The sequence below is a fragment of the Candidatus Aminicenantes bacterium genome (genome assembly GCA_026393795.1).
Lineage (GTDB): Bacteria > Acidobacteriota > Aminicenantia > UBA2199 > UBA2199 > UBA2199.
In genome coordinates, this window is sequence record JAPKZL010000229.1 from 25,076 (window position 1) to 47,579 (window position 22,504).

General features: G+C 55.5%; 23 protein-coding genes. 10 read left to right on the top strand and 13 right to left on the bottom strand.

Annotation, left to right across the window (positions count from 1 at the left end; all coding sequences use genetic code 11):
* Positions 1-4: 4 nt before the first annotated feature.
* The 4 genes from NTW95_11620 to NTW95_11635 all read right to left on the bottom strand — a co-directional run bounded on the left by NTW95_11620 (position 5) and on the right by NTW95_11635 (position 5,436).
* Positions 5-574 (bottom strand): hypothetical protein, encoded by a 570-nt coding sequence (locus NTW95_11620; GenBank protein ID MCX6558053.1) that lies wholly within the window; start codon positions 572-574, stop codon positions 5-7.
* Positions 574-3,672 (bottom strand): Eco57I restriction-modification methylase domain-containing protein, encoded by a 3,099-nt coding sequence (locus tag NTW95_11625; protein MCX6558054.1) that lies wholly within the window; start codon positions 3,670-3,672, stop codon positions 574-576. Before NTW95_11625 ends, NTW95_11620 begins: the two co-directional genes overlap by 1 nt.
* 77 nt (positions 3,673-3,749) lie before the next feature.
* Complete coding sequence (locus tag NTW95_11630; protein ID MCX6558055.1) at positions 3,750-4,889, bottom strand: THUMP domain-containing protein; 1,140 nt, start codon at positions 4,887-4,889, stop codon at positions 3,750-3,752.
* Between the two features lie 37 nt (positions 4,890-4,926).
* Positions 4,927-5,436, bottom strand: a complete 510-nt coding sequence (locus NTW95_11635; protein ID MCX6558056.1) for a thioredoxin family protein — start codon at positions 5,434-5,436, stop codon at positions 4,927-4,929.
* A gap of 141 nt (positions 5,437-5,577) precedes the next feature.
* On the opposite strand from NTW95_11635, the gene NTW95_11640 reads away from it, so the two are divergent.
* The 4 genes from NTW95_11640 (at position 5,578) to NTW95_11655 (ending at position 9,465) form a co-directional block, all read left to right on the top strand.
* Entirely contained in the window at positions 5,578-6,735 is a 1,158-nt protein-coding gene (locus tag NTW95_11640) for an alanyl-tRNA editing protein (GenBank protein ID MCX6558057.1), read from the top strand.
* 67 nt (positions 6,736-6,802) lie between these two features.
* Positions 6,803-7,354, top strand: coding sequence for a bifunctional pyr operon transcriptional regulator/uracil phosphoribosyltransferase PyrR (pyrR, locus tag NTW95_11645; protein MCX6558058.1), 552 nt, complete (start codon positions 6,803-6,805; stop codon positions 7,352-7,354).
* A 1-nt stretch (position 7,355) separates the two neighbouring features.
* The gene (locus tag NTW95_11650; protein ID MCX6558059.1) at positions 7,356-8,192 is read left to right on the top strand and encodes an aspartate carbamoyltransferase catalytic subunit; all 837 of its coding nucleotides are present in this window, start codon (positions 7,356-7,358) and stop codon (positions 8,190-8,192) included.
* Positions 8,176-9,465, top strand: a complete 1,290-nt coding sequence (locus NTW95_11655) for a dihydroorotase (GenBank protein ID MCX6558060.1) — start codon at positions 8,176-8,178, stop codon at positions 9,463-9,465. Before NTW95_11650 ends, NTW95_11655 begins: the two co-directional genes overlap by 17 nt.
* Before the next feature lie 191 nt (positions 9,466-9,656).
* Here NTW95_11655 and NTW95_11660 read toward each other — a convergent pair whose 3' ends face one another.
* From NTW95_11660 to NTW95_11680, 5 genes are all read right to left on the bottom strand, one after another.
* Positions 9,657-9,890: a zinc ribbon domain-containing protein gene (locus tag NTW95_11660; GenBank protein ID MCX6558061.1), complete on the bottom strand. Its 234-nt coding sequence runs from the start codon at positions 9,888-9,890 to the stop codon at positions 9,657-9,659.
* A 256-nt stretch (positions 9,891-10,146) separates the two neighbouring features.
* Positions 10,147-10,647, bottom strand: coding sequence for a hypothetical protein (locus NTW95_11665; protein MCX6558062.1), 501 nt, complete (start codon positions 10,645-10,647; stop codon positions 10,147-10,149).
* Entirely contained in the window at positions 10,644-11,723 is a 1,080-nt protein-coding gene (gene mnmA / locus NTW95_11670) for a tRNA 2-thiouridine(34) synthase MnmA (GenBank protein MCX6558063.1), read from the bottom strand. The genes NTW95_11665 and mnmA overlap by 4 nt, the downstream gene beginning before the upstream one ends.
* Entirely contained in the window at positions 11,714-12,649 is a 936-nt protein-coding gene (locus NTW95_11675) for a tRNA-dihydrouridine synthase (protein MCX6558064.1), read from the bottom strand. The genes mnmA and NTW95_11675 overlap by 10 nt, the downstream gene beginning before the upstream one ends.
* Before the next feature lie 402 nt (positions 12,650-13,051).
* Complete coding sequence (locus tag NTW95_11680) at positions 13,052-13,990, bottom strand: phosphotransferase (protein MCX6558065.1); 939 nt, start codon at positions 13,988-13,990, stop codon at positions 13,052-13,054.
* A gap of 134 nt (positions 13,991-14,124) precedes the next feature.
* Between NTW95_11680 and NTW95_11685 the strand changes: the two genes are divergently transcribed.
* The 4 genes from NTW95_11685 to NTW95_11700 all read left to right on the top strand — a co-directional run bounded on the left by NTW95_11685 (position 14,125) and on the right by NTW95_11700 (position 17,299).
* Positions 14,125-14,673 (top strand): RNA polymerase sigma factor, encoded by a 549-nt coding sequence (locus tag NTW95_11685; protein MCX6558066.1) that lies wholly within the window; start codon positions 14,125-14,127, stop codon positions 14,671-14,673.
* Entirely contained in the window at positions 14,670-15,470 is an 801-nt protein-coding gene (locus NTW95_11690) for a HEAT repeat domain-containing protein (GenBank protein ID MCX6558067.1), read from the top strand. Before NTW95_11685 ends, NTW95_11690 begins: the two co-directional genes overlap by 4 nt.
* Before the next feature lie 99 nt (positions 15,471-15,569).
* Positions 15,570-16,430: a DUF4097 family beta strand repeat-containing protein gene (locus NTW95_11695; protein ID MCX6558068.1), complete on the top strand. Its 861-nt coding sequence runs from the start codon at positions 15,570-15,572 to the stop codon at positions 16,428-16,430.
* A 2-nt stretch (positions 16,431-16,432) separates the two neighbouring features.
* The gene (locus tag NTW95_11700; GenBank protein MCX6558069.1) at positions 16,433-17,299 is read left to right on the top strand and encodes a hypothetical protein; all 867 of its coding nucleotides are present in this window, start codon (positions 16,433-16,435) and stop codon (positions 17,297-17,299) included.
* Positions 17,300-17,350: 51 nt separating this feature from the next.
* On the opposite strand, the gene NTW95_11705 is transcribed toward NTW95_11700, so the two are convergent.
* The 3 genes from NTW95_11705 to NTW95_11715 are packed head-to-tail and all read right to left on the bottom strand — an operon-like array spanning position 17,351 to position 18,576.
* A complete protein-coding gene (locus NTW95_11705) occupies positions 17,351-17,686 on the bottom strand; it encodes an MGMT family protein (GenBank protein MCX6558070.1) in 336 nt (111 codons plus the stop codon).
* On the bottom strand, positions 17,680-17,973 hold the full coding sequence (locus tag NTW95_11710; GenBank protein MCX6558071.1) for a TfoX/Sxy family DNA transformation protein: 294 nt from the start codon (positions 17,971-17,973) through the stop codon (positions 17,680-17,682). The genes NTW95_11705 and NTW95_11710 overlap by 7 nt, the downstream gene beginning before the upstream one ends.
* Before the next feature lie 3 nt (positions 17,974-17,976).
* Positions 17,977-18,576 (bottom strand): hypothetical protein, encoded by a 600-nt coding sequence (locus NTW95_11715; protein ID MCX6558072.1) that lies wholly within the window; start codon positions 18,574-18,576, stop codon positions 17,977-17,979.
* A gap of 128 nt (positions 18,577-18,704) precedes the next feature.
* Between NTW95_11715 and NTW95_11720 the strand changes: the two genes are divergently transcribed.
* Positions 18,705-20,387 carry a peptide MFS transporter gene (locus tag NTW95_11720; protein ID MCX6558073.1) on the top strand — a complete coding sequence of 561 codons (1,683 nt, stop codon included), beginning with the start codon at positions 18,705-18,707 and terminating at the stop codon, positions 20,385-20,387.
* A gap of 56 nt (positions 20,388-20,443) precedes the next feature.
* Here NTW95_11720 and NTW95_11725 read toward each other — a convergent pair whose 3' ends face one another.
* A complete protein-coding gene (locus NTW95_11725; protein MCX6558074.1) occupies positions 20,444-21,052 on the bottom strand; it encodes a YqaJ viral recombinase family protein in 609 nt (202 codons plus the stop codon).
* 134 nt (positions 21,053-21,186) lie between these two features.
* Between NTW95_11725 and NTW95_11730 the strand changes: the two genes are divergently transcribed.
* On the top strand, positions 21,187-22,338 hold the full coding sequence (locus NTW95_11730; protein ID MCX6558075.1) for a glycosyltransferase: 1,152 nt from the start codon (positions 21,187-21,189) through the stop codon (positions 22,336-22,338).
* Positions 22,339-22,504: the final 166 nt, after the last annotated feature.

Below are 22,504 nucleotides of genomic sequence, written 5' to 3' on the forward strand. Positions count from 1 at the left end.
ATTTCTATTTTTTATTCAATGATGGAAGAATTTGTTTGATATTCACTAAAGCAGTTTTTATTTCCTCTAATTCTTTCAATAAATCTTCGTTAAAATTTGTACTACATTCAAAGTAGAATTGCTTGATATCTAATTTAATCCAATTCTCATGATTTTTTCTATCTAAACCGTCAATATGATTGATACGAACATTATATTCAGTCGCAAGCTTTTTTTCGGGACTCATGAAAGCGGGAAAACTATCAAGATAAAATTTTAACTCTTGTCCCGGAGCTAAAAATGATATGCCATTTCGAAATGCTGGCAAATCGGAGAACTTGATTTTATCTTTAGTAATATTTATTTCTGGAAAAAAAACTATTTTTATATTGAGTGCAGGAACCACTGAAATATTTTTTATTGCCAAATTAACTATGGATCCACGTTGAGGGAAATCAAAATATACAATAACAGAAGATGAAGCCTGTATTCTAGTTATTTTTCTATTATAATTTGCGATCTGCCAAGTTTTTACTACATATATGACTAGAGCAATTAAACTCATAATTTGAACAATATTTAATACTAAATTCATTATCTCTCCTCCACGATTTTTATCTCCGCTTCTGTTATTCCGTACAATTCATAAACAAGGCAATCGATCTTTTGGTCCAGGATAGCGATCTGTTTTTTATATATGCTTCTTTCACTCTCAAGCCGTGAATCATGATATTTCTTTTGCAGATCGAGCATAGTTTCCACTATCTCAATCATACAATCATGTGTTTTTTTATCTTCTTTACTCGAAAAATTGATTGTCCGAATCGGCGATCGGTCAACAAATATTGCCGAGAAATTAAAAGAACTTCCTTGGAGATCTGTGCAAACGCTATGAATAAAAAATCGAATTAATGAAGAATTTAATAATCCTAGAAGATAAAGATCGGGTTTTGCAATTAAGTATGTTTTATTATTTGCATAAAGATTTAGAGTGTCATAGGCAAACCTTGCATCCCCCGCTATTTCTGGCCACATGATTTTTGGTTTTTCGAATTCTTTGAAGTAGTCAATCGTGTCCTGAATCTCATACCAATGATAAGCTCCAGGCTTTCGACCTTTCCATTCCTTGCCTTTATAGTTATTGGGTTTGGGCATTAAACGGTCTTTGAATGGCAATAGATAATTTTCAATGGCCGGATATTTTTTAATATCGATCCCGTGTCTGGTAAAGATAAGGTATTTATCGCTAACCGGTTGTTGGTATCTCTTAATATCCCTACCCGCTAAAAACGGCTTTATAATCTCTTTGGATTTCAGATCTTCTTTAATCAACCTTTTTTTGGTCGATTCGTCTATCACAAAGGCCTCGTTCAAACCGGTTTTGATGCCATAATAAATTTTGCCATCTACATATTCGCCCAGAGTGACTGCGCACCGCGATTCGACCATGGTCTTCAATTTCTGCAGCAATGCCTGCGCATCGGCACCGGCTAACGCCCAGCCGGCATCATCCAATTGCTCTACATCAATCTTGAATTTATTCGCCTCAACATAGGCGGACAAGTCGCCGAACAACAATGTTTTCATATTAACCGCGTCAATTGTAGGGACAGGTCGCGACCTGTCCCTACCGATATCTTCCCGGTCGTGATTCTTCACCAGCAAAATGCACGGGTAAGTCGTGGCTTTTTCAAAGACCGGCAGGTCGCCGAAATCGATGATCTCCAAGATTTCCTTGCTTTTCAGAAAACGCCGCAACGGTTCGCCGTAACCGGCCCGCATCCACTTGTTGGCCACAATGATGCCGAACAAACTATTTTTCTTTAAGAGGCCCATCCCCTTTTCTATGAAATAAGCATACAGATCGGCCACGCCGTGATAGACCCGATAATGGGCTGATAAATATTCCTTGTATTCACCCAGCCCCTCCTGGCGCACATAGGGCGGGTTGCCGATTACGGCATCAAAACCGCCGTTTTCAAATACTTCAGGAAATTCCTTTTCCCAATCAAAGACATTGAGCCGGCGCGTCACTTCCTCATCAGAGAAAAGATCCTTCTGTAGGGAATCATAGAAATCAGACCCGATCAAGGAATTACCGCACTTGATATTATCAGATAAGTTGGGCAGCAACTTGATGTCTGAGTATTTGAACAAATATCCGGTCGATTCTCGGTTCTCGCCTTCCAACAGTTTCAACAGCAACGAAAGTTTGGTCACCTCGACCGCCTGACGGTCGATATCCACTCCATAAATATGCTTCTGCAGGATGCGCTGCTTTTCGCCAATGGTCAGCCGGTATTCGTTTTGCTTTACCAAGTAGATCCGGTTCTCCTTCAACGAGCGCCGCAGGATTTTTTCATCTCGTTCAACCATAGGGGTAGGTCGTGCCGTGCCTTTACCCTTCAATCCAGAGTAATATTCCAGGTACGCATCCAGCATGCATTGGTAAGCAGCAATCAGGAATGATCCCGAACCGCAAGCTGGGTCAAGGGTTTTGATCTGTGGAATTGCAACTTCTGCAATATCGCCTTTCTTCACGGAATCTCTGTTTTTAAGTAATTCCCCTATCGTGTTTTTGACAATGTAATCAACAATATACTTTGGTGTGTAATAGACCCCACCGGCCTTGCGCACTTCAGGTTTTTCCTCTACTCTGGCTTGATGCCCGGCGGTCAGATGGATGGTTTTACCCAGGAACTGCTCGTAAATATTACCCAGAATCTCGACCGGTAGCACGGAAAACTCGTAGGGCGATTCGGGATAATACAAATCTTTGATAATTTCCCTGAACACCTTGTCGTCAATCTTCAGTTTTGGTGTCAGCTGGTCGGTCTTGAAATCGAAAATCCCGGAATTGTATTTGGCGTCCGCCTGGGCGAACAAAGAAACCAATTGCGGGTAAATTTCCTTTTTATTTTCCAAAATCGTTTGCAATCGCCCGTATTTTTCCATGTCGCGATCTTCGGCGATACGCAGGAAAATGATGCGGTCGATGGTCTTCTGTACCGAGTCGTTTAATTCGTAAATGGATAGATCGGGATTGCGCAGGGCAATCGACTTGGCGATGGTTTCGCGCCATTTTTCGATCAGCTTAAGGAACTCTTTGTCAACTTCCGATGTCCCTTTCTTGCGCTTGTTTTCCTCGACATAGCGGTCGAAACTTCCTTTCCAGATGGCCTCCTTGGAAAAAGTGTCAAAAATGAAATCCCAGTTTTTCAAATAATCTTTATATCCGCAGTAAAAAACGCGGCCGACCGATGAGCTGTCACGTTGATCGGGCTTGATGCGCGTGTCATAAATGGCGAGTTCCTCGAAATCGGTCAGGATCGACAATGGCAGTTTCGCCGTATAGGCATAACGCCGCAGTTGGAATGCGGCAGCAAGGTCATTCTTGACATCCACCGATGGTTTTTTGGCTTCGACGAAAAATTTCCGGACACCACCGACGCGGAAGCAATAGTCGGGGGCTTTGATACGGCCGGAAATCTCTAAACGGTCTTCGCGAGTCACTTCGCGATACTGCTCGGAATGCCCCTGCTCGTTGGCGATGTCCCAGCCCAGGAGGGCGAAAAATTTGTCGATGAAATCGACCCGGGCCTTGGCTTCGTCATAACCGCCGCCCATGTATTGACGGATATTGTTTTCAAAAAGTCCGATCAGTCCTTCTAGTCGCTCCCGATTCTTATCCATTACATTCATCTCTCACATTTATTTTATAATATTCAATATATCGTTTCGGCCAAATGATTGCAAACGATTTGTCGTTTTCAGTATATCTCGATTTTCAGCAGCCGGCACTCGATTGGGCCGTTGAAGAGGATGAAGCGGCGCGCGGGTTTCAGACCAATTGCCTGAATAAGATCCAGGTTGCCGCACAGAACGTAGGCGGTCGAACCCTGGCAGCGCGTTTTCAGAAAATCGCCGAATTCCTTGTACAAGAAACGCGTGGGTTCCAATTCACCGACGCGGATGCCATAGGGCGGGTTGCAGATGATGGTGGCAGCGTGGATTTCCGGCAGGTCGCGGAAATCCCTGCGCTCCAGCACCAGGCCGCGGCTCCCCGGGAGTTCGCTCAGGTTGCGCCGGGCGGCATCGATGCTCGGGCGGTCGGAATCGCTGCCGCGGATCAGCCCGGCGGGCATTTCCCGGACCGCGGCATCGCACTCGCGGCGTACCTCGTGCCAGACCGCGGCGGCAAAATCGGGCAAATGCTCAAAGCCGAAGCGGTCCTTTTTAAAAGCCGCCGGTAGCCGGCAATAATGCATGAACGCCTCAGTCACGATGGTCCCCGAGCCGCACATCGGGTCGACCAGCGGCCTTTCCCCCTGCCAGCCGCTCAGGCGCACGATGGCCGCCGCCAGCGTTTCCTGCAGCGGCGCCGCGACCGACTGCCGGCGGTAGCCGCGGCGGTGCAGCGAACCGCCGGAAGTGTCCAGGCTGATGAGCGCCTGGTCGCGGCGAATGACCAGGTTGATCCAGACGTCGGGATGCTCGGTGTCCACGTCGGGGCGGCGACCGCTGCGGGCGCGGAAATAGTCGGCAACGGCGTCCTTCAGGCGCAGGACGGCATAATGGGAGTGAGAAATTTTGCTGTCGGAGACATGGGCGAACACGGCAAAAGTTTTCTCCGGGGAAAGGATCCTTTCCCACTCAATCGCCTGGGCGGAATCGTACAGCACCTGCTCGGCCGGACATGGGAACGCGGCGAGCGGTGCCAGCACCCGCGAAACCAGCCGCGAACTGTAATTGACCCGGTACAGCCCGGCGGCATCGGCGCGGAAATACAGGCCGCCGCCGCCGTCCTCGATGTCGTAAGCGCCGAGCTCCGCCAGTTCCGCGGCCGCCAACTCGGCAAGCCCGCGGGCCGCCTGGGCGAAAAAGCGGCAGTCTTTTTGATACGCGAACATGGGCGGGCCCGAAATTATGAGACCACCCGGCCGGTCGTCAATTGGCGACCTGGGTCTTTAAAAAAGCTAGGACCTTGGCCGGGTCGTGGCCCTTGTCCTTTTCTAATACTCCGGTGGACTGGGCGCAGAGCAGGCGGCCGGCTTTGTCCAGCACCGCCAGGGCCGGGTAGCCAAAATCCTTGACCCGGTAGAGGTCGACCAGGTCACGGTTCAGCGGCTCTGCCGGCTTTTCGCCGATGTCGACCAGCAGCACGACATAGCGCTCGGCCAGGATTTTTTTAATTGCCGCATCGGCTGCAAAAAGTTCATGCAAGCGGTGGCACCAGGGGCACCAGTTGCCGCCGAACATCAGCAGGATGTCTTTATTTTCCGCCCCGGCCATTTTCACCGTGGCGGCGATCTGTCCTTTCACGTCGGCCCCGGGATCATAGATGTCCGGACCATACTTGCCTTGGTTGGCGGCCGGCAGGACGGCGGCCAGCAGCACCAGCGCGGCGGCCAGGACCAGCCAGAGTATCTGCCTGCCTTCCAGTCTGTCGTGTTTCATCGGGTGTACCTCCCAGAAAAAAATTAATTTTAAATTAAAAAAAAATCAATGTCAAAATGAAAAAGGCAAAATTCTTTTCCCCTTGACGCGATTGACAAAAAATATCATATCAGCTAAACATTATTCTTGTCAGAAGCCCAAATGACCGAAAAAATTTATCAATCCGACTCCTATTGCCGCGAAAGCACGGCGCGGGTCATTGGCTGCGAATGCCGCGGGCAAAAATTCTTTGTCCGCCTCGACCGCACCATCTTCTGCCCGGAAGGCGGCGGCCAGCCCGCCGACCTGGGGACCATCAATGGCTTGCCGCTGCTGGCATTGGCCGGCGAAAACGACGACGTCATCCATGTGCTGGACCGGGATCCCGGCCCGGGCGAGGTCAGGCTGCAACTCGATTTTTCGCGCCGTTACGACCACATGCAGCAGCATACCGCCCAGCACCTGCTCTCGCAGGTCATGCTTAACCTTTTTAGCGCCCAGACCCTCTCCTTCGCCATCGGCCCGGAGCATTCCTCAATCGAGATCGGGCGCCCGGCGCTGAGCGAAGATGAAATCAAGGCCCTGGAGGCGGAATGCGCCGCCGCGATCTTCGCCGCCCTGCCCGTCCGTGTCTTTTTCAGCGAGGACATTGCCTCGCTGCACCTGCGCAAACCCCCCAAGCGCCCGGGGCGCATACGGGTGGTCGAGATAGAGGGATTGGACCAGTCGGCATGCGGCGGCACCCATCTCAAAAACAGCGCCGAGATAGGCTTGCTCAAGATCATCCGCAACGAACGCGTGCGCGCCAACATCCGCCTTTACTACGCGGCCGGATATCGCGCCTTACGCGACTACCAGCTGAAGCACGAGATCGCCCGACGTCTGCAGCGCCTCGTCACCCTCCCCTTGGCGGAAATTCCCGGGCAAGTGGAAGCTTGGATCGCTGAAAAAGACGGGCTGCGCCGGGCCCTGAAAAAAGCGCAGCGCCGCGAGCTGGAAAACGAGATCGTCGCCGCAGCCGCCAACGACGCCGTCCTCGTCATCCGCGAGTTCACCGGCCTGGACAGCGCCGAAATGCGCTTTTTCGTCCTGGGGCTGATGAAGCAGGGCAAGCACGTGCTGGCCTACACGCAAGACCCGCAACAAAATATCATCATCGGTCGCGGCCGGGGTGATGGCGACCTGCGCACGATCAGCGCCCCTTTGTTCGCCTTGCTGGGCGGCAAGGGAGGCGGCCGGAAAAACCTGCTCGAGGGCCGCGGAGGCGATTTCTCGCGGCTGGACGAGGCCGTCGCCCTGCTGCGCTCCGCCCTGGCCTAAACCGCCCGCCTATTTGCAAATAGCGCGATTTTCAATATAATAGCCTATGCCGGAAAAGGAGAAATTCATGGAAGAAAAAATCAAAGCCAAGATCATGGACGAAAAAAAGATGAAGCGCACCTTTCTGCGCCTGGCCATGGAAATACTGGAGCGGAACCGCGAGGCCGAAAACCTGGTGCTGATCGGCATCCAGACCAAGGGCGTTTTCGTGGCCCGCCGCATCCAGCAGCTGATCAAGGAGCTGGAAAAGATCGACATCCCCCTGGGCATCCTCGACATCACCATGTTCCGCGACGACCTGCACAAACACGAGAAGCAGCCGGCGGTGAAAAAAACCCAGATCGATTTCAGCATCGAGGACCGGGACATTGTCCTGATCGACGACGTGGTGTTCACCGGCCGCACCATCCGCGCCGCCATGGATTCGATCTTCGAACTGGGCCGGCCGGCATCGGTGCAGCTGGCCGCCTTCATCGACCGCGGCCACCGCGAAATGCCCATCTGCCCCGACTTCAAGGGGAAATACCTGCCCACGTCGCGCCGCGAAAGGGTGAAGGTGATGCTGGAGGAGATCGACGGCCAGGACCAGGTCCTGATCATGGAACCGACGAGATTCTAGCATGAGAGAGAAAACCTTCCGGCAGAACCACCTGCTCGGCATCGAGCAACTGAGCGTCGCCGACATCGAGACGATACTGGAAACGGCCGAGGCCTTCATCGAGGTCTCCACCCGCGAGGTCAAAAAGGTACCGGCCCTGAAGGGCAAGACCGTGGTCAACCTGTTCTTCGAAAACTCGACCCGCACCCGCAGCTCGTTCGAGATCGCGGCCAAGCGCCTGAGCGCCGACCTGATCAATTTCAACTCCTCCGTTTCGAGCCTGAAAAAAGGCGAAACGCTCAAGGATACCGTCCTGACCCTGGAGGCGATGAACCCGCACATCATCGTCATCCGCCACTCGGCCTCGCAAAGGCTCCACACCCTGCGCAAGCTGAAAATCGCCATCGTCGGCGACATCCTGCACTCGCGCGTGGCCCGCTCCAACATCATCCTGCACCAGAAATTGGGCAACGAGATCGCCCTGATCGGCCCGCCGTCGCTGGTGCCGCGCGAATTTGAAAAAATGGGCGCCCAGGTCTATTACGACATCCGCCGCGGCGTCAAGGGAGCCGACGCGGTGATGATGCTGCGCGTCCAGGAGGAACGCGGCGCCAGGAACTATTTTCCTTCCATCCGCGAATACCGCAACCGCTTCGCCATCAGCCGCGACATTTTTTCGCTGGCCAAGAAAACGGCCATCCTGATGCACCCGGGGCCGATCAACCGCGACGTGGAGATCGAGACCTCGATGGCCGACTCGGAGCAGTCGGTCATCCTGCAGCAGGTGACCAACGGCATCGCCGTGCGCATGGCCGTGCTTTATCTTTTGAAAGGAGACGTCCATGAAGCTCTTAATTAAGAACGGCCGCCTCGTCGACCCGGCCGGCGCCATCGACCGCGACATGGATATCCTGATCGAGAACGGCAGGTTCAAGGAGATCGCCAAATCCATAAAAAAATCGAGCGGCTGCCCGACGATCGACGCCACCGGGCTGATCGTGGCGCCGGGATTTGTCGACATGCACACCCACCTGCGCGAACCGGGGCAGGAGAACAAGGAATCGATCGAAAGCGGCTCAGCTGCGGCCGCCCGCGGCGGTTTTACGTCCATCGCCTGCATGGCCAATACCGAGCCCGTCAACGACAACCGCTCGGTCACCGAATTTATCATCGCCCGCGCCAAACGGGTCGGCCTGGTCAACATTTTCCCCATCGCCGCCGTCTCCAGGGGGCAGCTGGGCGAGAACCTGGTGGAGATGGCCGACCTGGTCGAGGGCGGCGCCGTGGCTTTTTCCGATGACGGCCATTGCGTGATGAAAGCCGACCTGATCCGCAAGGCCCTAGAATACGCCAATATGCTCGACGTGCCCATCATCGAGCACCCGGAAGACCATTCAATCTCGGCCGAGGGCCAAGTCAACGAGGGCTTCATTTCCTACAAGTACGGGCTGCGCGGCATCCTGAAAGCCGCCGAAGAGGTGATCGTGGCCCGCGACTTGATCCTGCAGGAGCGCATCCGTTCGCGGCTGCACCTGACCCACATTTCCACCGCCGGCTCGGTGGAGCTGATCCGCAACGCCCACCGGATGAAAACCCCGGTCAGCGCCGACGCCACGCCGCACCACCTGCTGCTCAACGAGGAGCTGGTCCAGACCTACAACACCGTCTACAAGGTGAAGCCGCCGCTGCGCAGCGAAAACGACCGCCTGGAGCTGATCCGCGGCCTCCAGGACGGCACCATCGACTGCATCGCCTCGGACCATGCCCCGCACACCCGCGACGACAAGGACAAGGAGTTCGAGTTCGCCCCGTTCGGGGTCATCGGCCTGGAAAGCACGTTCGCGGTCATCCACGACCGCCTGGTGCGCAGCAGGCAACTGACCGTCACGCGCATGGTCGAACTGCTCGCCACCAACCCGGCCCGCGTGCTCGGGCTCAAGGACCGCGGCCGCGTCAAGGCGGGCTTGCCGGCCGATCTGACCATCCTCAACCTGAAAAAACGCTTCAAGATCGAGGAGAAGGATTTCCGCTCCAAGGCCAACAACTGCCCGTTCCTGGGCTGGGAAGGGCTGGGGACGGTGGAACATACGATCGTGTCCGGCAACATCGTCTACAGCCGCAAGGACCGCTGACCTCGGTATACGGTATACGGCTGACGGCGTAAGGGAAGAAAAGAAATCCCTGAAATTGTAACTACAAGAGAACTCGGTGTAAGTTAAAAGGTTTACGATTTACGTTAAATGCATTTTGCCGAAATATTTCGGGAAAATGCTGTTACCGTACACCGTCAACCGTGTACCGTAAACCGAATACTTTTTTTAGGTTAATGGCAGGTGCTGCAGGAGTGGCTCGAACAGCTGCCGCAGGAATGGGACGATTTAGAAGAGCCGGCGCGCTCTGCCTTGCCCCCGGATGATATGGCGCAGCAGGAGACCAGTTTCTTCACTCGGGCGCTGCCGCATTTTTCGCATTTGACCGCAGCGGCGGCCGAGAGCGAGCGCAGGAATTTTTCGAAAACCCGGCCGCACTTCTGGCATTTATAGTCATAGATAGGCATTTCTTTCACCTCGAGACATTATTTTAACGCAAATTTGGCTATCGTTCAACAGGGAATGGGATCAGAATCAAATGTAGGGGTTCAATATAGTCACAATATGGTTTCAGCAAGCTTAGTAATCTGCTGAAACCATATAGTGTGACTATACTAACACTAGATGTTTTTGGCGACTTTCTGAATGGCCAAAAACATAGTGTTAGTACGAGATCAATTGAGATCATATTGAACCCCTACATCCTGATTGAATTCAAATGATCTACTGTTTTACCGCGCCATCAAGCAATTTGACGATCTTGCTGGAGAGCATGTCGACCACGGCCGGTTCGCCCTTCTCGAGATTGTAGTAGATGTAGGCCGAACTCAGGACGGTGTCCTTGTTGAAGACATGTTTGGGGCGATTGTCGCTCAGGTAACCGTTGGCCTGGCGGAAAATGAAGATATCCTGGTCCCTGAGGGCCAGAAATCTCGCGTTCAGGGCGGCCATTTTCACTCCGTAATCGGCATAGAGCTTTTCCAGTTGCGACATCAGCACAGCGGCCTCCGGCTTGTCCTTGGCCAGCGCGGCGGCTTCGGCGGCACATTGGTCGAACGCGGCCAAGATCTCGTCCACGATCACCTTTCCGGCATCGGCCGGGACTGCGGCCTTCTTCTCGGCCGAGGCCACCGGCGCCTGGGGCGTTTCCGATTTTTTACCGCAGGCTATGACCAAAGCCAAGACGACGCACAAAAGAACCAGCCGCAACATTTTTTTATTCATCGGCATCCTCCTTGATGATCACTGGTTGGGTCGGGACTGATCTCGCCGGCACCGACGATGACGTCGTTGTCGTAGAACACGGCGAACTGGCCCGGGGTCACCGCCCTGACCGGTTCCTTGAAAACGGCGCGGATGAGCGCCGGCGACACTTCACTTATCTCCGCCTCATGGCCGTGAAGCTGGTAGCGGACCTTCACCGACAATTTTTCGCCAACAATGAGCGGCCGCCAGAAGACCGGCTTGGCCGCGGTCACGGATCCAGAAAGCAAATCTCTTTCGTCCCCAAGGATGACGGTTTTAGCGGCTATGTCGCGGCCGACCACATACAGCCTGCGGTCCGAAGCATGGCCGGTGCCGCGGCGCTGGCCGACAGTGAAATGGATGGCTCCCTTATGGTGGCCAATCGTGTTTCCTTGCGTGTCCAAAATATCGCCGTCTATGAAATTCCCCGGGAGATGGCGGGAGAGATAGGCGCTTAAGGTTTCCCCCTGCAGAAAGCAAACATCCTGGCTTTCCTCGGGATTGGCCAGCGGCAGCCCGGCCACTTTCGCCCTCACCTGCTGGATGGTCAAGGAAGCGATGGGAAAAAGGACTCTGTACAGTATGGCCGGCTCTATCATGGCCAGGAAATAGATCTGCGACTTGCAGCGGTCGATGGGTTCTTTCAGAAACCATTGTTTTTTAAGGAAAACCTTGTCGGCGTAATGGCCGCTGGCAAAAAGGCTGCCGCGGGAATTTTTTTCCGCCTCGGCCAGCAGCAAACCGAACTTGACCTGACGGTTGCAGACCACGCACGGGTTCGGGGTCTGGCCGCTCCGGTAGGACTCTAAAAAATACGTTAAAACCTTTTCCCGGAAGGCGTGGCGCAGATCGCTCACATGCCAGGGGACGGCTACAGCCCGGGCCAGGTTCTCAATTTTGGCCAGTTTTTCATCCTCGTTGGCCAATCCGAGGCGCATGGTCAGGGCCCGAACTTCATAGCCCTGCTCCCTGAGCAGGAGCACGGCGGCGGTGGAGTCCTTGCCGCCGCTGAAAGCGACGGTCACGGCCCCAAGGTTGCCGCTCCCTACCGGCACGGGAAGGTCTCCTCGAGAAAGGAACGGGCTTCCTTGAAATCCTGGCTGAGGAAAATGCGCCGTTTCCAGGAGCGTGCGCCGGGGCGGCTGAGCAGCAGGAAGCGGGTGAAGGCCTTGAGCTTGCCCAGGCGCTTTCTCTCCGGGTAATGCTCCTCGATCAGATCCCCCAGGCGCCGGACATACCCTCCCAAGTCCTCTTCTTCGGTCGTTTGCCCGGCGATCTCGCGGAACAGGTAGGGATTGGCCAGGGCCCCGCGGCCGATCAGCACTCCGTCGACGATTTGCAATTTTTCCAAGGCGAAGGCGACGGTCATGATGTCGCCGTTGCCCAGCAGCGGGATGCGCAGGTTCTCCTTGACGGCCGCGGCCAGGTCCCAGTGGGCGCTGCCGGTATAGCCTTCGCTCTTCAAACGGAAATGGACGGAAACAGCGTCGGCGCCCTGTTCCTCGATGATGCGGGTCGTCTCCATGACGTTCACTTGGTTGAACCCGAGGCGGACCTTGACCGTCAGCGGCAAATGGGTGCTGCGGCGGACGGCGGCCACCACCGTTGCCAGGCGCGGCAGGTCGAGCAGCAGGCCGGCGCCGGCGCCCGAGCGCACCACCTTGGGAACCGGGCAGCCCATGTTCACGTCGATGCCGGCAAAAGCCGTCTCGGCCGAAACGATGGCCGCGGCTTCGGCCAGGGGTTCGGGAGCGGCACCGAAAAGCTGGATGAACTGCGGGGCGCGGGTTTCCAGGCCGGCGATCATTTCCAGGGTGCGGCGGTTGCGGCGCCGCAGCCCCTCGGCGGCGATCATCTCCGAGACCATCAGGCCGCAGCCGCCCATTTCGTCCATGAGCCGGCGCAGAACCTGGTCGGTCAGCCCGGCCATGGGGGCCAGGACCGTGGGTTGTTCCAGGGATAAAGTGCCGATCTTCAACATAGAACGATTATACCATGGCTTTCCTTCGTGACGCGTGACAACACAAATCATCCACCAGTCCTGGTGGATTTGATTTGTTTGTCCCCAAAGGGGACGCGAAATGCGTAACATGTAAAGAAGAAGAAAGAAGCTTAATAAGATTAAATTTCCCAATCACAAATCCTAAATTCCAAATAAATTCCAAGTTCCAAATTCCAATGTCCTAAACGAAGACATTAAAGATTTCTTCCTGTAGGGAACGCAGATCTGCGTTCCCTACCACAAGCAGATCTCTTGCAATATATTTAATTTCCATCTTCGTTTTGGTCATTTGGTCATTGGAATTTGGTGCTTGTTTGTGATTTGGTGCTTGGGATTTTGAATTTTACTTCTTACTAGTCACTCGTTACTTGTCACTTATCACTATTTGATCAACGCATTAAAATACTTGTTCAAAACCTCTAATTCTGGATCGGCCAAAACCTGCAAATGGCCCCGAATGTGGCGCAAGGTGCGGGGAATGTAGCGCGCGTAGGCGGGGTGCCGGCGCTCGTGGATCTGATAGGCGAAGGTGCCAAGGGCTTTGATGTTGCGCTGAAGGGCGGTCAGGCGCAGCTGGCGCAGTTCCCGGTCAATGCCGCTCGCGACCAGGTTGGGAAACAGCCTGGCCCGCGCCGCCCCCAAGTCCAGGTACGAATCGAAGGCCAGTGAAACGAGGTCGTACCAGCGGGGAGCCAGGAGCGAATCCTGGCAATCGACCATAATGATCTCGTTCCCCCTGACCAGCAGGTTGCGCGAGTGGAAATCGCGGTGGGCGAAGACGCACTCGGGCGCGATGGCATCGACAAGTACCCCAAGGCCCTGGCGCAACCCGACTTCGCTACAGCCCCGGACCGGCCAATAGGAAAAGAAATGGGTGACAAAAAAATCCATTTCCCATTTTTGCCGGGCGCGGTCAAGGCAGATCTTGGCCAGTGCCGGCGGCACGGCGGCAAGCCTGCCCAGGATATCCCGGCACTGATCCAGAAGGCATTGGCGCTCGCTGCGGGCGCGCTCGCGCCATGCCTTCTGCAGCAGCAGGTCGCCGGCGTCTTCCTGGATCACCACCTGGTTGCCGAGAACCTCCTCGATAACGGGGACGCGCAGCCTGTGACTGCGGTAAATTTCATGGACGGCCAGGAACCGTTTTACTTCGGCCGGAGCCGGCTCGGGATAGACCATGGCCACCCGGGTGGTTTTGCCTTGGCTGATGCGGAAAAAACGCCGCTGCGAAGCCTCGGAGCGGATCGGCTGCAATCGCGCCCCGGGCCGGCTGGCAAGAAATTTCAGCAGCGCTTCGGGAAGTTTCGTTTCATTGGGCATTGGTTTTTCCGACTCAATTATCGCACAAGCGGCCGGAAGCGGCAAATTGCCGGCGCGATTTTTATTGTAACCTTTTTGCCAAAAGCGAGTATTCCTTTTATAATGAACAAGCGACAAAAATGGGAGGAGCATCCATGCCGGACGATGAACAGCTGATGGTCCAGGTCCGTGAGGGCCGGGTGGAAATGCTGGCCGTCCTGTTCGAACGGTACCACGTCCGTTTGTTCAATTTTTTCCTGCGCCTGACCGCCGACCGCCCGCTGAGCGAAGATCTGACGCAGGAGCTTTTTCTGCGCATCCTCAAGTACAGGCACACCTTTCGCGGCGAGAGCAAGTTCAGCACCTGGATGTACCAGATCGCCCGCAACCTGCACATCGACCAGCTCCGCAGCCGCCGCCCGGAAGTTCCCATCGATGACCTTTTCGAGGAGAAGCCCAGCCCGCAACCCGGCCCGGCCCAATATGCCGAAAGCCATCAGGAAGCCGATTTGCTGGCCCGGGCCCTGGAGCGGCTGCCGCTACGCAAGCGGGAAGTGCTGCTCCTCTCCCGCTTTCAAAACCTGAAATACCAGGAAGTCGCCCGCCTGCTCGAATGCAGCGTCGAAAACGTCAAGGCGCTGGTGCACCGCTCGCTCAAGGAGCTGCGCCGCCATTACCTGGAGCTGCAAGGAGAAACCCGATGAATTGCCAGGAAGCCAAAGGAAAAATACCTGATTTACTGAATGACGGCCTAGCCGCCGACGAAGCGTCCCGGCTTAGGGAGCACCTGCATTCCTGCCCGGCCTGCCGCGATGAGTTCCAGGAGCTGAACGAGACCTGGACGCACCTGGGCATCCTGGCCGAGGAGCAGCCCGGCCCGGAACTGCGCCGCAATTTTTACCGCCAGCTGGAACTCGAGCGCCGGGAAAAGGCGGCGTCGCTTCGCCCGGCCTGGCAGCAGCAGTGGCGGCGCTTCCTGTCCGCCCCGATGCTGCGCCTGGCCGCCACGGTCCTGGTCGTTATCGCCATCTTTGCCGGCGGGTTTTTCTTGGGCAGCGGTCCAGGGGGCGGTTCCGGACAGATCCAGCAACTGAGCCGGGAAATGAACAACTTGCAACAGCAGTTCTCGCTCTCCCTGCTCCAGCAGCCTTCGGCATCGGCCCGGCTGCAGGGGGTTTCCCTGACCTCGCGGCTGCAAAAGCCCGATCCGGCGTTGCTGAAAACGTTGCTCGCCATCCTGGACGACGATCCGAATGTCAGCGTGCGCCTTTCGGCCGTGGATGCCCTGTACCTGTTCGCCGACCGCGAGGAAGTGCGCGCCGCTATCACCGCCTCGCTCTCCCGGCAGACATCGCCATTGGTGCAGATCGCCCTGATCGACCTGATGGTCTCATTGAAGGAAAAACGCGCCGCCGCGGCATTGAAAAAACTGGTCAATGACGGACAGATCCTCCCCGAAGTGCGGCAAAGGGCCCAGTCGGGGATCAGCCAGATCCTTTAGCCGCCGATGAAGCAAAGCAAATTTTTGCCCGCTCCGGCTGTCACCTTTTCCGCGCCGCAGGGTATTACCTCCCTAACGCCCCAGAGGCAAGGAGGTAAAATGAAAAAACTATTGCTAATCCTGTTGCTGGCATCGCTGTTCCCGCTGCTGGCGCCGGGCCACGAAACTTTTCGCTTGGAAAAGAAAGATTCGATCATGCACGTCTTCAAATTCAGCTCTCCCGAAAAGGCCAAAACCGTCAAGATCGACAACGTTTTCGGTTCGATCATTGTCAGCGGCATCGCGACGTCCGAAGCGCGGCTGGAAGCCAAACGATGCCTGCGCGCCGACAACCAGGACGAACTTCTCAAGGCCGAACGCGAGGTCAAGCTGAATATGGCCGAGAAGGACAACCTTCTGGATATCTATGTCGACGGCCCGTTCCGCAGCCGCGACCGCTCGGTCGACTGGTCCGATCCCGATTACATCGTGATCTATGATTTCTCCCTGCAGGTCCCGGAACAGACCAGTCTGATCCTGAGAACCGTCAACGATGGGGACATCCTGGTCAAAAACGTCAAGGGCGACTTCATCGTCCGCAACGTCAACGGCCACATCGAGCTGCAGGATATCGTTGGTCCGGCCAGCTGCAAGACGGTCAACGGCCACATCCGCGCCGGCTTCCGGGAGGACCCCGTTTCCGCCTGTTCCTTCCAAACGGTCAACGGCGACCTGGATGTCAGCTTCAGCACCAAGCTGGCCGCCGAATTCCAATTGAGGACCCTCAATGGCGAAATTTATTCCGATTTCCCGGCCAGCACCCTGCCCGGCAAAGCGGAAACAGAACACGCTAAAAACGGCCGGTTCATCTACCGCAGCCACCGTTTTCAGGGCGTGCGCATCGGCGCCGGCGGACCCGAGATCCGCATGGAAACGCTCAACGGCGATATCGCCATCGCCAATAAAAACAAGGAGAAATGAACATGAAAACCACGAAAAGATTTTTTTTCACCCTGCTGGTCCTGGCTGCGGCCGCGACCGCGCTGTGGGCCCTGGATAACGATTCGGAACGGGTGGCCGTCCCCTTCAGCGACCCGGGCAAACCCGGCCTGGTCAAAGCCAGTCTGATCAACGGCGGCATCACGGTCACGGGCTACGAAGGCAAGGAAGTGATCGTCGAGAGCAAGCCGCGCAGCCATGTTGTCGGCGAGGATGAAGACGAAACCGAAGGCGAGGACGAAATAGAAAAGCCGGACAAGCACGCCGGCATGAAGCGCCTGAAGGCGAGCGGCGGCGGACTGAACGTCGAGGAAAGCAATAACGTCATCGCGATCGACATGCCTTCCTGGAAAACAGACAACGACCTCTTCATCCAGGTTCCCGTGAACGTCTCGCTGGAGCTGGCAACCGTCAACAGCGGCAACATCACGGTGGAGAACGTCAACGGCGATATCGAAGTGTCCAACGTCAACGGCGCCATCATCCTGACGCGTATCGGCGGGCCGGCCGTGGCCCAGACCGTAAACGGCGACGTCACGGCCACGTTCACCAGGCTCGACGGCAAGAAACCGCTGTCGCTGATCACGCTCAACGGCGACATCGACATCACCCTGCCGGCCACGGCCAAGGCAGATTTCAAGATGAAGATCGACAACCACGGCGAAATCTACAGCGATTTTGAACTGGCGCTGCAGAACAAGACCGAGAAGACCGTCGAAGACAGGCGCAGCCACGGCGGCCGCTACCAGATAAGGATCGACAAGACCATGTTCGGTTCCATCAACGGCGGCGGCCAGGAAATCACCCTGAAAACATTCAACGGCGATATCCTGCTGCGCAAAAGCAAATAATCGCTTCGATTGGGAAACTCTCAGGGACCGGCCCGGCCGGTCCCTTTTTTTTTAGCCCCGGGGAAATTCGCCCGCTGCCGGCCAGCGGAATTTTTTCAGATCGACGCCGCCGCGATCGTCGACCTTCAGCCCTTCGCGGCGCAGGAGCCGCCGCTGCTCGAAAAAACCGCGGTTCAGCGGCAGGGAGATCCGGCCGTTGGCCCCGATCACCCGCTGCCAGGGGAGCCGGTATTTTCCCGACTGGGCATGGAGGATCCACGATACCTGGCGCGCCCCGCGCGGTTTTCCGGCCAAACGGGCGATCTGGCCGTAGGTGGCTACCTTGCCGGGCGGAATGGCCGCGATCCAGGCCCGGACCGAAACGCAGAACGGATCGCCTTTCAGCATTTCCCCCAAACATGGCCGGGATGACGCTTTTCATATTCGCCGGCCGAAACCTTGGTGATCCGGTGCCAGGGCAGCCCGAGCTTGGCGCCGACGATCGAAGCCAGGGCGCAACGGCAGAGGGTGGGATCGACCTTTTGCCGCAATTCCTCAAATAGTTCATAGGGGTCCCGGCTTAAAAAATCCTCTTTGCTGAGGATGCCGATGGCATTCAGTTTCTTCTCGGTCACCGAGCCGATGTTGACCAGGGAACGCACGGAAGCGGTTTTGAGCGCGGAGGCGGTTTTCATGGTTTACCCGACCACATTTTTAAAAAAAACGATCCCCGATACGATCCCGCCGGCGATCAGCAGCCATTGCCCGGCATAGGGTTTTACGCCGGCGCCAGCGGCCAGCCTGGACTTCAGCTTTTCCCGCGCCGCCTTGAAAATGAGCAGCAGGGGAAAGCCGCCCATCAGGACAAAGGTCACGCCGCAGATCAGCCAGCCCCAGGCCAGGCCGCCGCCCGGGGGATTAAAAGTGAACTCCAGGAAATTCCAGCCCAGGGACAGGAACAACCCGGGCCAGGCCAGCGGCATCAGGTTGATGCCTTCGTCAGCGGGGCTGGTGAAGAGGTTGACAAAAAAAAGGATCATGCCGACGACGATGGAAAGCGGCATGATCCACACCCACGGCGGCGCGGGATGGGCGATGGCGTACGGGCCGCCGGAGGCGACCATGCCACCCAGGCGCATAATGCCGCGCATGCCGTGGTAGAGGCAGGTGATGCAGAAGGCCACGCCGAAAATGGTGAAGTAGAAAATGGCCAGGCGCCCCCAGCCGCTCCCGCCCGGCATGCGCTGGATGCGGGCGTTTTCCCTCATGCGCTGCATCGAAAAAACATTCCTATCCATGCGACCTCCCGATGCGGATGAAGACCATCCGCTTCCGACCGCTCATTTTAGCATGCCGCGATTGTAAAAAAAATCCCGCCCGGGTATGATTATTTTTAAAGCTTAAAATCTCGTCTGGAGGTCGACCGATGTTTAAAGAGCATCCAAAAGGATTGTTCGTCGCCTTTTTCGCCAATATGGGAGAGCGCTTCGGTTTTTATACCATGGTGGCCATCTTCGTCCTTTTCGTCCAGGCCAAGTACGGTCTGGACGCCGGCGCCGCCAGCCAGGTCTACGGCCTCTTCATGGCCGCCGTATACTTTTTCCCGCTGCTCGGCGGACTGCTGGCCGACCGCGTCCTGGGCTACGGCAAGACGATCGGCCTGGGGCTGGTGGTCATGTTCAGCGGCTACCTGCTGCTGGCCCTGCCCACGCGCATCGGCAGCGGTTTCGTCCTAACTCTGGCGGCTCTGGCCGTTATCGCCGTGGGCACCGGGATGTTCAAGGGCAACCTGCAGGCACTGGTCGGCAACCAGTACGATGACCCGCAGTACAGCGCCAAGCGCGACCGGGCCTTCACCATTTTTTACATGGGCATCAACATCGGCGCCGTGTTCGCCCCGACCGCCGCCGAAAAGATCAGCAACTGGATTCTGTCCACGGCCCATTATTTCTACGACGCCCGCATTCCGGCCATGGCCAACAGCTTCCTGAAAAATACCCTGGCCGACGTCAACGGTTATCTGGCCATCGCCCGCGCCCAGGACGCCGCGGTCACCCTGGACACGCTGAAACCGTTCTCGGAAAACTACATCAATACCTTAAGCAAGTCCTACCACTACGGCTTTGGCGTGGCCTGCGTCAGCCTGATCCTGTCCATGCTGATCTTCTGGGGATTCCGCAAATACTACAAGAAAGCCGACATGACTGAAAAACAGAAATCGAAATCAGCAACCCTGAAAGCCGAGATGATCGAACTCACCCCGCAGCAGACCCGGGAGCGGGTCACCGCCCTGGGCCTGGTGTTTTTCGTGGTCATCTTCTTCTGGATGGCTTTTCACCAGAGCGGAGTAACCATGACCTACTTCGCCCGCGACTACACCGTGCCCAGCGTGGGCAAGATCACCAACCTCTGGTTCGATCTCTTCGCCCTGCTGCCCATATTCCTTGCCATTGTCGGCCTGATTTTTGTGCTGCGCAAGGGAAGCAAGCCATTGTTCAAGGCGCTGGGCGCTGCCGCTTTTGTCGTTTTCGGCCTGCTGGCCTATTTCCGTTACAGCAGCTATACCGCCAACAACCCGTTCTCGCCGCAGAAATTCCAGCACTTCAACCCCTTTTTCATCGTCGCCCTGGGGCCGCTGGTGATCGCCTTCTTCGCCTGGCTGAACCGCAAAGGAAAGGAACCATCGTCACCGCGCAAGATCGGCTTCGGCATGCTGCTCACCGCGGCGGCATTCTCCATCCTGATCGTCGGCTCGCTCGGCCTGGCCAGCCCCAAGGAACTGGGCGGCCTGGTGGCGCCGGCCGGCATGCTGGTCTCCCCCTACTGGCTGATCTCCACCTACCTGATCCTGACCATCGCCGAACTCTTCCTCAGTCCCATCGGTATCTCGTTCGTCTCGCGCGTGGCGCCGCCCAAGTACAAGGGCATGGCCCAGGGGGGCTGGTTCACAGCCACCGCTTTGGGCAACTACCTACTCAGCGTCATCGGCTCGCTGTGGCTGAAGGTGCCCCTGTGGGCCTTGTGGCTGATCCTGGTCGGTTGCGCCCTGCTCTCGGCCACGTTCATTTTCTCGGTGATGAAGCGCCTGGAACGCACGACCAAGGCCTGATCCGGTTGAATTGTTGCAACGCTTGCCCTGGGATAGTGGCGAGCGAGTTCGACTTTTTATATGGCGGCCGACGCAAGCCCGGCTGAAATCGCCGCGACCCGCGTCCAGAATGCGACTTCTTTTTCTAGCAGCTCGGCGATAAAAGTTTCATCTCTGTCAACTTTCAGCAATACGGTATGGCCGTAGCGAAAACTCCAGTAATAAATTTCCGTCAGACCGGTCACAGCCAGGATGTGCTGCAACTGCGGGTAGTATTTGCCGGGAACGCTGCCGGCTGCGGCTAGGCTGTGGTCCTTCTCCCCCGGGCATTTGATCTCGACCACGTGACTGTTGTCGGGGCTCAACCCATCCAGGCTGGCCCGCATCCAGGCATGCTCGCGCGATTGGACGCTCATCGGCTCAATCACAATGCCGGTGTGGTCGACATACGCCTGCCGGGCCACGGGTTCCAGCCGCTTGCCGCGCTCCATGGCGTCATTGGCCGGTCTTTCGGCCTTCTGTCCCGTCTTGAGCAGGAGCAGTTCGTCTTCTTTCTGCCAGGGGGAAAGGCCCATGATCACCGGGGCGTCGGAAGCGCCGATCCCTTCCCGGCGCCAGGAAAGCCACTCATGGCTGCTCTGTTCGAAATCCAGCCTGATGAAGGATTGGGGAGATTGTGTATGCATTTTACTTTTTACCACATCCGCCGGCGAAAAGCAAAGGCGATTCCTATCGGGCATTGCCTATTGAAACCCAACCGAATTTCTTTTAAAATATCAGAGTGAACAGTACAGTTGTTTGTTTAAACATATAGAATCCAGTGAAACAAACCAAATTAAAAATCGCATATTTAAATATTAACCGTTTCAACCCAGTTCTTTGCGACGGGGTATCTGCTTCCACCCTGGAGTTGCTTCAGTTTCTCGCAAGCCAGGGGCATGGAGCAGTAATTCTAACCTATTGCACCCATGAGCCCTTCAAACAAAAAATATTTTACCGGGCCGTCCAGCAACATGCTCCTGAGTTAAGAGGCAAGACCCTGAAATCATTTTCTTATCTGATGGGTGACATCCCGATTTATGAAGAATTATTGCCTCTCAATCAAACCGAACTGTTTGAAAATCAAAAATATATACTGAAATCGATGAACCAAAAAATATTAGAAAGTGAAATTAATTTCCTGATCACTGTCGAGGATGACATTCTTTCGCTGCTGCCGGGCATGATCCTAAGCATTCCCGGCGCCCATTTTTTCCATTCCCCAGCTTATCTGTCTTCTTTTCAACGCTCGCCGTTTTTCTTGAAATTCCTTAAAAAAAGAAAACTGTTTGCTGTTAGCGCTTTCATGCGGGCAAAAATTAAAAAAGAACTTGGACTCAACCCAGACATATGGCACCCCCTCTTCGATCTTGGGAAATACAGGCTGAAAAACAAGCGGAACCAAAAAAAGCAAGCGGGGTACTATTCGGCAGGGAGGCACAAGGGTGATGAAATTTTCAATCGCTTGGTCTTGGATCTTCCCGATTGGAATTTTTCAGTGATTGGGAAGCATTATACTCATCGTTTCGACAAAATTCCAAAAAACTTGCAGCTGTGGGGAGAGAATCCCGATTGCAAACGATTTTATGATTCTATCGGGTTGCTGCTGGTTCCTTCACTAAGCGAAGAAGGTTTCCCCCGGGTAATTCTTGAGGCGGCAGCAAACGGTATTCCAGCCGTGGCCAATTCCCTGGGCGGGATTCCCGAAGCGTTGGGTGATAGCGGTATCCGGGTGGAGTTGGGTTCTACTGAATTGGAACATCCCGAAATAGACAAATTAGTAGCTGCCTATCGGGAGGCCATCCAGAACCTAGATGCTGATGGCGATTTTTACCGAAAATTGCAGCAAAGAGCCTTTAAGCGGGCCCGGGCTTATGAGAGCAGTCAGGCAGAATTATCAATGAAGAACCTGAAAAAAATGTTTGCTGGTTAAGCTCATGATCGCCCAGATCGAAACCAGCACTGTTTGCAATCACAAGTGCTGGTACTGCCAGAATGCCCATTACAATAATCCCGAATCCCGCGTGATGCCCCTGCCGCTGTTTGAAGACATCCTCAAAAACATCTCTACCGTATATCCGAAAACCATGCTCAAAACC